Annotated in this window: 10 protein-coding genes; 5 read left to right on the top strand and 5 right to left on the bottom strand. The window is 58.6% G+C overall.

Annotated elements, in window-relative coordinates; all coding sequences use genetic code 11:
- Positions 1 to 301 precede the first annotated feature (301 nt).
- The 5 genes from Q0O33_RS07080 (at position 302) to gloB (ending at position 3,453) form a co-directional block, all read left to right on the top strand.
- Positions 302 to 556: a DUF6356 family protein gene (locus Q0O33_RS07080; RefSeq protein WP_295497684.1), complete on the top strand. Its 255-nt coding sequence runs from the start codon at positions 302 to 304 to the stop codon at positions 554 to 556.
- On the top strand, positions 553 to 1,311 hold the full coding sequence (locus tag Q0O33_RS07075) for an alpha/beta hydrolase (RefSeq protein WP_295497682.1): 759 nt from the start codon (positions 553 to 555) through the stop codon (positions 1,309 to 1,311). Before Q0O33_RS07080 ends, Q0O33_RS07075 begins: the two co-directional genes overlap by 4 nt.
- 111 nt (positions 1,312 to 1,422) lie before the next feature.
- Complete coding sequence (locus Q0O33_RS07070; protein WP_295497680.1) at positions 1,423 to 2,208, top strand: tetratricopeptide repeat protein; 786 nt, start codon at positions 1,423 to 1,425, stop codon at positions 2,206 to 2,208.
- Between the two features lie 79 nt (positions 2,209 to 2,287).
- On the top strand, positions 2,288 to 2,728 hold the full coding sequence (locus Q0O33_RS07065) for a VOC family protein (RefSeq protein ID WP_295497678.1): 441 nt from the start codon (positions 2,288 to 2,290) through the stop codon (positions 2,726 to 2,728).
- Between the two features lie 2 nt (positions 2,729 to 2,730).
- Complete coding sequence (gene gloB / locus Q0O33_RS07060) at positions 2,731 to 3,453, top strand: hydroxyacylglutathione hydrolase (RefSeq protein ID WP_295497676.1); 723 nt, start codon at positions 2,731 to 2,733, stop codon at positions 3,451 to 3,453.
- A 65-nt stretch (positions 3,454 to 3,518) separates the two neighbouring features.
- Here the strand turns inward: gloB and Q0O33_RS07055 are convergent, their stop codons facing one another.
- The 5 genes from Q0O33_RS07055 to tolR all read right to left on the bottom strand — a co-directional run bounded on the left by Q0O33_RS07055 (position 3,519) and on the right by tolR (position 10,208).
- Complete coding sequence (locus Q0O33_RS07055) at positions 3,519 to 6,746, bottom strand: amidohydrolase family protein (protein WP_295497674.1); 3,228 nt, start codon at positions 6,744 to 6,746, stop codon at positions 3,519 to 3,521.
- Positions 6,747 to 6,927: 181 nt separating this feature from the next.
- The gene (pal, locus tag Q0O33_RS07050) at positions 6,928 to 7,449 is read right to left on the bottom strand and encodes a peptidoglycan-associated lipoprotein Pal (RefSeq protein ID WP_295497690.1); all 522 of its coding nucleotides are present in this window, start codon (positions 7,447 to 7,449) and stop codon (positions 6,928 to 6,930) included.
- A gap of 75 nt (positions 7,450 to 7,524) precedes the next feature.
- Positions 7,525 to 8,880, bottom strand: coding sequence for a Tol-Pal system beta propeller repeat protein TolB (gene tolB, locus Q0O33_RS07045; RefSeq protein ID WP_295497671.1), 1,356 nt, complete (start codon positions 8,878 to 8,880; stop codon positions 7,525 to 7,527).
- A gap of 13 nt (positions 8,881 to 8,893) precedes the next feature.
- The gene (locus Q0O33_RS07040; RefSeq protein WP_295497669.1) at positions 8,894 to 9,733 is read right to left on the bottom strand and encodes a hypothetical protein; all 840 of its coding nucleotides are present in this window, start codon (positions 9,731 to 9,733) and stop codon (positions 8,894 to 8,896) included.
- A gap of 10 nt (positions 9,734 to 9,743) precedes the next feature.
- The gene (tolR, locus tag Q0O33_RS07035; RefSeq protein WP_295497667.1) at positions 9,744 to 10,208 is read right to left on the bottom strand and encodes a protein TolR; all 465 of its coding nucleotides are present in this window, start codon (positions 10,206 to 10,208) and stop codon (positions 9,744 to 9,746) included.
- Positions 10,209 to 10,210 lie beyond the last annotated feature (2 nt).

The raw sequence follows: 10,210 nt of genomic DNA, 5'->3' as shown, positions 1-10,210 counted from the left end.
GCTCATAACCTGAAGGTCGTAGGTTCAAATCCTACTCCCGCAACCAACAAAAGACCCGGCCTAGTGCCGGGTTTTTTGTTGGCTGTGGCAAGGGCTGGATTGGAAGCTTGTTCAGCCGGAGCAATGGCAACGCCATTGCGGAGACCATGGCGAAGCCTTGAAATCCTACTCCCGTAACCCACGACTTTTCTTAATGCGCGCAAGATCGCAAAGCGAAATCGGGCTTCGGCTTTGATTTTAACTAAGGTTCGGGTTACACGAAAGCCAATCGCCCACCGCAGCATCCGATAAGGAGCCTAATATGTTCAACCGCCTGTTTGTCGATCATCCCAAAAGCGTCGATGAAAGTTACGGTGCACATTTTGGCGTCGCCAGCCGCTTTGGCTTTACGATGATATGGGGCGGGATGAAGGCTTTGGTCCATGCGGTCATCCCTGGCCTATGCATCACATCGGGCAGTGATACAGTGAAAAGGTTGAACATGATCATGGTCGAACAACGCCGGGCCAAGGGGCAGGATGTGACGCAGATGCTGACCGTTGACTGGGTGATTTGACGCTGTTGGAATTAGCTGCACAATTTGCCACGCGCGCCGATGGCGTTCGACTGGCCTATCGATATTCGCCGGGGCGCGGACCCACTTTGGTTTTTCTGCCCGGGTATAAATCGGACATGCAGGGCGGTAAGGCGCAGGCGCTCGCGGCATGGGCGGCGGCGCACGACGTGGCCATGCTGCGGATGGATTATTCCGGCTGCGGCGAGAGCGGCGGCAGGTTTGAAGACGGCACGCTCGATATCTGGCGCGACGATGTTTTGGCGGTGCTTGCGGAGGCCAAAATTGGGCCGCTTATCTTGATTGGTTCGTCCATGGGCGGGTGGCTTATGCTATTGGTGGCCGAAAAGCTTGGGAACCAAGTCGCCGCGATGGTGGGCATTGCCGCCGCACCCGATTTTACCGACTGGGATTTTGATGCCGCCGACCGCGCGATCATTGCCGCCACGGGCCGCATCGAACGGCCCAGCGATTATGGCTATGACGCCATGGTCATCACCCTAGATTTTTGGCAATCGGGGCAAGCCAATTTACGGTTGGCGGGGCAGGTTGCGATTGATTGTCCCGTGCGGTTGATTCACGGGCAATGCGACCCCGATGTGCCATGGGAAACGTCGTTGAAGCTCGCAGCGGCGCTTCGTTCATCCGATGTGCAGACGATATGCGTCAAGGATGGCGACCACCGGCTTTCCCGGGATCAGGATATTGCGTTGCTGATCGATGTTGTTGGTAAGTTGGCAAGGTCCATTAGGATTTAACCCGTCATGCTGAACTCGTTTCAGCATCCATCGTACCACGCGACTGGCAGTTCAGGTTGGTCAATGGACCCTGAAACAAGTTCAGGGTGACGGCCTTATTTAGGATTCTCCATGCTTCTCTTTCCCCTCTTTTTTCTCCAGGCCGCCTCTCTCGTCGCTGCGCAACCGCTCCCGACTTTGGACGAAGTGCAGTTTGCAGAATGCCTGACGCTGGCTAGCAAAGATCCCGCGTCCGCAATTTCCAGCGCTAGTCTATGGGCGCAGCAAAAGGGCGGTTATTTGGCCCGCGCCTGCCATGGCTTTGCGCTGGCGACCGATTTTAAATTTGATCTTGCGGTGCCAATCTTGAGCGAGGCGGCGACCTTGGCGGAAGCAAAAGGCGACCCACGCGCCGCGCGTTTTTGGGCACAAGCGGGCAATGCCGCGATTGCGGCGGGGCAGGCGGATATTGCCGTGGATGCGCTTGGCAAGGCGCTGGCATCGAATACTCTCGATAATAACGAACGCGCCGATAGCGAAGTGGACCGCGCGCGGGCGTTCGTGGCCTTGGGCAAAAATGCCGATGGCGAGGCCGCCTTGGCAACCGCGCGGCAGTTGGCGCCCGAAAATGGTGCGGCATGGTTGCTGTCGGCAACCTTGGCCCGGCGATTGAACAAATTGCCCGATGCGCTGGCCTTCATTCAAACTGCGGCGGCGGTGCTGCCCAGTGATCCTGCGGTGGCGTTGGAGGCGGGCAATATCGCGATTGCCGCTGGCGATGACGACACCGCGCGCAAGCAATGGGAACAGACGATTAAGATCGCGCCCAATAGCCGCCAAGCCACAACGGCAAGGGCGCAACTTGCGGCTTTAGCGGCGGCGACACCAGCCCCTAAGGATGAGGCGCAATCCAGATAGGCGCGCCACCCCTTGCGTGGATAGCGGCCAAGGTTCATGATGTTGCGGCAAATAACGCGCTTTTGTGAATGGAATGAAAATGCCCACTTCCTATCTGCACAGCATGATCCGTGTCACGGACCCCGACGCAACGGTCGCTTTTTTTAAGCTGATCGGGTTGGAGGAAGTGCGCCGCTTTGACAGCGAAGCAGGGCGGTTCACGCTGATCTTTTTGGCGGCACCGGGGCAGGCAGGCCTTGCCGAGGTAGAGTTGACGCATAACTGGCCGCCGGCAGATGGCAGCGCGCCGGAAGTGTATGACGGCGGACGGAATTTCGGCCATTTGGCCTATCGCGTCGATGATATTTACGCGACCTGCCAGCGGCTGATGGATGCAGGGGTGACAATCAACCGCCCGCCGCGCGATGGGCATATGGCCTTTGTGCGGACCCCCGACGGTATTTCGATTGAGCTGCTGCAAGAGGGTAATCTTCCGCCTGCGGAACCATGGGCGAGCATGCCCAATGTTGGGGTGTGGTGAGCATGCTCGAGATACTGCGGGTTCCGGTGTTGTCGGACAATTATGTCTGGTTGGTGCATGAGGCGCATAGTGGGGAGACCTTGGTTGTCGATCCGGCGGTGGCGGCGCCTGTTTTGGCGGCGGCCGAGGCGCGTGGGTGGACAATCACCCAAATCTGGAACACGCATTGGCACCCCGACCATGTCGGCGGCAATGCTGAGATTAAGGCCGCAACGGGCTGCGTCATCACCGGGCCTGCGGACGAAGCCGCGCGGATATCCACACTGGATGTGCATGTGCGCGGCGGGGATGTCGTCCAATTGGGCGAATTGCGCGCGACGGTGCTGGACGTGCCCGCCCATACTGCGGGGCATATCGCCTATCATTTCGCGACCGCGCAAGCCGCCTTTGTCGGCGATACCTTATTCGCGATGGGCTGTGGCCGCTTGTTTGAAGGCACCGCGGCGCAGATGTATGACAATATGCGCAAGCTGGAGGCTTTGGGCGACGAGACCGCGATTTATTGCGCGCATGAATATACGCTTAGCAATGCCCGTTTTGCGGTGACAGTCGAGCCGGACAATGCCGATCTCGCCGCGCGTTTGGCTGATGTCATTGCTTTGCGCGACCGTGGCGAGGCGACCGTGCCGACGACGATTGCGCTGGAGCGCGCAACCAACCCGTTCATGCGGGCGGCATCGGTGGAGGAACTTGCCGCACGCCGCGCGGCGAAGGACGCCGCCTGATATCCAAAAAGATTCCAGCCCGGGAAATGCACCCGGGCCAGAAAATTGCAGTTATCTAAAAATGCTTATTCCCAATAATAAGGCATGCGCTTGCGCGTTCCTGTCACCTCTTCATTCAGCGTGGCGGCGTCATAAAGACGACCACCAATCATGACCTTTGCGACCTTGTCTGAATTGCGGATGTCCACGCTGGGGTCAGCGTCCAAGATGACGAGATCCGCAAGCTTGCCTGCGGCGATGGAGCCTACATCCTTGTCATAGCCCAGCGAGCGGGCGGACTCGATGGTACCAGCGGCCAGCGCCTCAACAGGTGACATGCCGCCACGGACGAAGGACCACAGCTCCCAATGCGCGGCAATGCCGGCCTCTTGGCCATGCGCGCCGATGGAGACAGGGACCCCCAGCTTGGCAAGCTTATGTGCCTCACGCGCGCTATTGTCGTCGACATAATCCTCTTCCGGCGCAATTTCGCGGCGGGCATTATTGGCCGCAAGCTCAGTCGGCGGGTAATGCTTTGCCATTAACGGATGCCGGAACACATCGGTGTGTGACCGCCAATACGGGTCACCCGCTGGGCCGCTATAGGTCACCACAAGCGTCGGCGTATAACCCACCTTCGACTTGGAGAAGAATTGCAGCACATCATCATAGAAGATGTCGAGCGGGACATTATGTTCGACGGTGGTGTTGCCATCGGCGATCAGGTTCATGTCCATCCCGAACAGCGAACCCCCTTCGGCCACCGAACGCATATTCTCCTGCAGCGCGGCGGCGACCACCTGCTGACGCTGTTCACGGCGCGGCTGGTTGTAGTTTTTGACGCTGTGCGCGCCTTGCGCCTTCAACCGGCGGACATGCGCCAGTGCATCATCCAGACCGTTGATTTCGGCGTAGACGTCCGCGGCCTTGGCACCATAGACAATCTCGCCCGTCGAGAAGGAGCGGGGCCCAAGCAACAAGCCAGCCCGCTGCATTTCCAACGCTGGGAACACGGTGGCGGCGCTGCTCGATGGGTCATGCCGTGTGGTAATGCCCATGGCGAGGTTGAGCATATTCACCCAATTTTGCTGCGGGGTCATTTCATCCACGCCATAAGGGCCGTGGGCATGCGCATCGACAAGACCGGGAATGATTGTCTTGCCAGCGACGTCAACAGTCTTTGCGCCCGCCGGAATGGCGAAGTCACCTGCCTTGCCAACGGCCTTAATCCGGTCATTTTCGACCAAGATGACGGCATTGTCGATTATACCGCCGCTCTTGTCCGCCATGGTCACAACGCGCGCGCCGGTGAAGGCAAGGATGCCTGTTGGCCGGTCGGAGGTAACCGACAAGGAAAGCGAAATGCCTTCCTTCGGCGGGGCAAATTTGACGGGCTTTGCGTCCTTGGCCAATGGGCCATTGGGGTAAAAGGCGTTGGTCTGCGCCGAATAGAGCGTTGGCCCAATCGCCCAATGCAAGGCGTCACCATTGCGGCTCCAATGCATATAATCCGCGCCGCCCTTACTGACCTTTACGACGGGAAGCGCGCTGCCCGATGCTGAAGCGGTCACGTCCTGCGTGCCCGGCATCAGCGGCATGACAAAGGCTTCGTAATTTTGGCGGAAGGCGAAGTTATTGGCGTCGGGCGATACTTCGTAAATCGTGGTTAGCTCGCCGCTGGCATGGGTGCGCTTGGCTTCGCCGTTCATATCCACGCTGACGAGCATGCGCTTGTTTGCCCCCGATTCAGTGTAAAACATCCGGTCGTTGGACGCACCGAAATGCGGTGTGGTGCCCGCCGAGGTGATGCGTGTCGCTGCGCCGCCCGTTGCCGGCATACGGTAAATGCCCGATTGGTCTGAACGCAAGGGCGACGTCAGTCCGCCGCCCTCTTGCTTTTCAAAGACGATTGTCTTGCCATCGGGGGAGAAACGCGGGCGGGCATAATGGCCGGGCTGCGCCGTTGCCTTTTTGGGCGTGCCGCCGCTGGCGCTGATGGTGTGGATATTCCCAAGGCCCTTATCGGTCCAATGCACATACGCAATGGTTTTGCCGTCACGCGACCAAGTGGGATAGGCCTCCATACCTGTATCGGCAGAGGTCAGGCGCCGTGCGGTGCCGCCTGATGCGGACTTGACCCATAATTTGCCCATGGTTTCAAACAGCACCGTACGCCCATCTGGCGCGGTGACTGGGCCACGCGGCATTTTGGTTTCGAAGCTGGTCGGCGCAACTTCAATTTGCGGCAACGGCGGGTCAATCATATCACGCGTATCCGAAATACGGAACGGGATGACGCTCGACGCGCCGCTGGGCCAATCAACCTTGCGGATCTTGCCACCGGCCCAGAAATAGATGGTCTTGCTGTCGGGCGACCAATCCATATTGGGATAGACGCCCGTTACAGCCCAGGTTTCCTGCACATCTTGATCCAGCGCATCGTAAATCTTGCGCTCTTCGCCCGTGCTGAGGTCCTTCACATATAATTTGGACTGTGTCCGCTCACGGCGGACAAAGGCGATTTTTTGGCCATCGGGTGAAGGCGTTGGGCGGACCGATCCGCCGACGCCTGATACCGCTGTTTCGGTCTTGCCGGTTTCGATGTTATAGCTTTCAATATCGAAAATCTGGCCGTTGGAATCCTGCGCATATTGGAAAATCGGGCCCGGCGTGATGTTGCGCGTGTAATAGATGTGCTTGCCATCAGGCGCAAAGATAGGCTCGCCCAGTTCCTTCTGATGCTGCTCATTGGGCCGCTTTACCAACAAGACGCCCGCACCGCCGGACACATGGTAGAGCCAGACTTCACCCGTCCCGAGCGAACGACCGGTGGTGAAATGCTTTTTTGCGGCGATGAAGCGGCCATCGGGGCTCCAGCTTGGCTGATTGAGCAAGCGGAAATCCTCTTTGCTCAATTGCCGTTTGTCCGAACCGTCGCGGTTCATGATCCAGATATTGTCGCCGCCGCCCCGGTCAGAGGTAAAGGCAATGCGGTTTCCGTCCGGCGAAAACCGCGGCTGTGTCTCAAAGGGCAGGCCTTCGGCTATGCGCGTGGGCGTGCCACCCGTTACAGGAATGGTGTAGATATCGCCGAGCAGATCGAACGCTATCGTCTTGCCATCGGGGCTGACGTCTAGGTTCATCCACGAACCTTCATCGGTGTTGATGTTGATCTGCCGCAGGGTTAGGCCCGGCGGCGCGGCAACATCCCATTTCGGCGCTTTGTCGTCCGCAGCGGCTGGCGCTTGGGCAAATGCGCTCGTCGGTAGGATAGCCGCGCTCAGCAGCAAGACAGATTTAATGTAATTTTTCACGGATTGGCCCCCCTGCCATTTTTGTTATCTTACAAGCTGTCATGCCTAGCGACAGACTGCAAGCCCGCATCACCCGTTCGACAACGCGAACCCAGCGTTCGGCGAACGACAATGGAAACGAAAAGGAAGGCGCGTCGGCGGCTGACGGCAGCCAACCGACGCATCGCTAATAGCTAGTTCTTTATCGAACGGTGACGGTCACCGCGCGGCGGTTTTGTGCCCAGGCCTGCTCGTCTGATCCCAAGGCCGATGGCCGTTCTTTGCCATAGCTGACGGTTTGAATGCGGCTGGCATCGACGCCAATGGACACGAGGAAATTCTTAGCGGAGTTTGCACGGCGCTCACCCAAAGCAAGGTTGTAATCGCGCGTGCCGCGTTCATCGGCATGGCCTTCGACGGTGATGCGGGTATTGGGATATTGCGCCAACCACTGCGCTTGACGCTGGAGTGTCGCCTGATCTTCGGCATCAATGTTGAAACGGTCGGTTTCAAACAAGATGCGGTCACCATATTGGCCAAGCTGTTGCAGGAAATCCTCCTGACTGCCGGGGGTGATCTGGCCAGCGCCATTAGCGTTCGGGTCTGCCGTCGGCGTCTGGCCATAATCGGTGCCTTCGGCGGCAGGTGGCAGGGTATCGACTTCCTTCTTGCCGCAACCCGCAACAAAAGCGGTCGATACCAGCAAAAGGGCTTCCATTTTGATCGTATTCTTCGTCATGATCTTCTCCTTGGGCTTTGCCCGACATTCGGTCGGGATATAAATGTGTGTGAAACGCTGTTAGGGCAATACGGGTCCCCATGCTGGGTCGGAACCATCGATGGGCGTGGGCAATCGGCGTTCGTTGGAACCGGCTAGGTCCACTTGCCAGATGCTTGTTTTTCCACTTCCTTTGGCCGTGCGGAAGAATTGGATAACGCGGCCATTGGGCGCCCAAGTCGGTGCCTCATCTTGCCAGCTATTGGTCAGCAGCCGCTCGCCCGAACCATCGGGCCGCATTGTACCCACGCGGAAGTCGCCTGCGATGCGCGTAAAGGCAATCAAGTCCGCGCGCGGGCTCCATTCGGGCGTCGCATAACGGCCTCCGCCAAAGCTGATCCGGCGTTGGTTGCTGCCGTCGGCGTTCATCACATAGATTTGCTGGCTGCCCGAACGGTCGCTTTCAAAGACAATCTGACGGCCATCGGGAGAAAAGCTGCCGCCGACATCAATGCCGGGCGAGCTGGTGAGCTTCACAGGCGTGCCGTTGCCGCTCGCCGAAATCTTGTAGACGTCGGTATTCCCCGAAACCGCCATTGAATATAGTATCGTCTGGCCATCCGGCGACCAGCGGGGCGCAAATGTCGGGCTCTTGGACTGTGTAATCAGGCGCTGCCGTCCGGCATCAATGTCATAGACATAAATGCGCGGGTTGCCGTCGACATAGGACAAATACAGGATCGATTTATAGTTGGGCGAGAAGCGCGGCGTCAGTGCGGTTGATTGGCCATTGGTGATGAAACGGTGGTTTGCGCCATCCGAATCCATAATCGCTAACCGCTTAATCCGCTTATTCTTAGGCCCGCTTTCGGCGATATAGGCAATGCGGCTGTCGAAAAAGGGCAGTTCGCCCGTCAACCGTGAATAAATAGCATCGGCGCATTTATGCGCGGCCCTGCGCCAGTCGCGCGGCGGTACGTTAAAGCCAAGCCGTGTGGTTTCGCTGCCAAAGCCAACATCATACAAATAACAGCCAACGGTCAAATTGCCATCGCCGCCAACGCGGACAAAGCCTTGCACCAGTTGTTCCACCGGACGCGCTTTCCAATACCCAAATTGCGGCGCGGTCACTTCGGGCAAGCCAATCACGCGCAGGCCATTTGGCCCTTGGGTTTCAAACACGCCCGATGCGCGCAGGTTGGCGGAAATAACTTCCGCAATTTGGCGGCCAAGCGCCGCGCTGTTGCCGGCGGGTGTGTCCACAGGCGATGGCGCGACTAAGGCAGGGACCGCGATGGAGCGGGTTTTGGCGGTGTCAAATTCGACCAATTCCGGTTCATCTGTTGCAGGCGGCAGTGTCTGCGCCATCGCAGCTTGCGTGCCGAGGAATAACAAAAGGAAAGACGCCAGTTTCCGGTTGAACGCGATGAGTGACATATATCTCATTCCTTTATCCCGTCGCGCGCAAACGCAGCGCGTGGTTTTTCCAAACGTCATGATATTCAGGATCAAGTCCGTTATAGGGTGATGCTGCGCGCACCGCTTGCAGAATGCAATCCTTCAACAGGCCCGCCTGCGGCTGGTTGCTTTCATTTATGCCAGTTTGCCTATCAAAACGCACGGAGGCCAATCTGCCTGATGGTTCAAGGCTGAGCGTCACAAAGGTTTCGATTTTGTTGATGTCGACACCAGATGGCGCGCAGGCACGCACGCGACCGCGGATTTGGCCAGCGATGCTAACGCCCACGGAGCGCCGCACTTCGGTGGCGGTTTTGGTGGCGGGCGTGCCCACCGCTTTACCCGCGCCCAGGGCCTTGCCGATATTGTTGATGCTGTCTTCAAAGCTGCGGCTGAGGCCGCCGGGCTTGGCCGGTGTCGTGCCTTTGCCACTGACTGTCGGCGCTTTGACGGTTTTGGGTGGAGCGGCGGTAGCGGTTTTTACGGGCTTGGCTGCGGCCTTAGTCACAGTGGGGGCCGTTTCTGGTTTCGCGGGTTTAGGCAGTGGCTTGGGCTGCGGCTTCTCCACTGTCTTTTCGACCTTCATAACGGGTGTCGGGGCAGGCGGTGGCTCTGCTGGCGCGGTCTCGCCGGCAGCAGGTGGCGCAGATTCTTCTTGGATGGCATCCGGCGCGCTCGACACATCGGCAATTTCACCGACAAGGGAAACGGAAATAGACTCTGGCTTAGGCGGGGTTTTTGTAGAGGCCATTAGCCCAAGCGCGAACACGCCCAATAATAAGGCATGGGCGCAAAGTGCAGCGCCAAATCCCAATATTTCCGCGCGATCCATTGCCATCTGCTTAGGTGTCGTTGGATGAACCGGTGGTGACTAAGCTTACGCTGTTCAATCCCGCGCGGTTTAATTCGCCCATGACGCGCATCATTTGGCCGTAGCTGATCGCGGTATCGCCGCGCAGCATGATCTGGCGTGGCTTGTCTTGGGTTTGCGCGGCGGCGATTTCGTCCAGCCTAACGGCGAGGTCCGCGGGCGCGACCTCGGTGCCATCGATGAACGTCACGCCATCGCGGTCAATCGCGATTTCGATGGGTTCATCCTGCTGTTCGAGCGCATTGGCACGGCTTTCCGGCAACTCAACGGGCACGCCCGTTACCAACAAGGGCGCGGTGACCATGAATATGATGAGCAGAACGAGCATGACGTCGACAAAGGGCGTGACGTTGATGTCCGCCATCGGCGCACGTCGGCCGCTCCGCCGCCGCCCGCGTCCGCCGCCGCTGCTGCCAGATGAGGTGTTCATCGCCATGT

Source organism: Sphingorhabdus sp. EL138 (genome assembly GCF_945862485.1).
Classification (GTDB): Bacteria; Pseudomonadota; Alphaproteobacteria; order Sphingomonadales; family Sphingomonadaceae; genus Sphingorhabdus_B.
Note: the sequence above shows the minus strand (reverse complement) of the source record. Positions and strands in the feature narration are given on the sequence as shown.

Bases quoted from the DNA above. Each gene is read 5' to 3' on its own strand.
- Q0O33_RS07080 (WP_295497684.1), top strand. From the start codon at position 302: ATGTTCAACCGCCTGTTTGTCGATCATCCCAAAAGCGTCGATGAAAGT.
- Q0O33_RS07070 (WP_295497680.1), top strand. From the start codon at position 1,423: ATGCTTCTCTTTCCCCTCTTTTTTCTCCAGGCCGCCTCTCTCGTCGCT.
- Q0O33_RS07065 (WP_295497678.1), top strand. From the start codon at position 2,288: ATGCCCACTTCCTATCTGCACAGCATGATCCGTGTCACGGACCCCGAC.
- gloB (WP_295497676.1), top strand. From the start codon at position 2,731: ATGCTCGAGATACTGCGGGTTCCGGTGTTGTCGGACAATTATGTCTGG.
- tolB (WP_295497671.1), bottom strand. From the start codon at position 8,880: ATGTCACTCATCGCGTTCAACCGGAAACTGGCGTCTTTCCTTTTGTTA.
- Q0O33_RS07040 (WP_295497669.1), bottom strand. From the start codon at position 9,733: ATGGATCGCGCGGAAATATTGGGATTTGGCGCTGCACTTTGCGCCCAT.
- tolR (WP_295497667.1), bottom strand. From the start codon at position 10,208: ATGGCGATGAACACCTCATCTGGCAGCAGCGGCGGCGGACGCGGGCGG.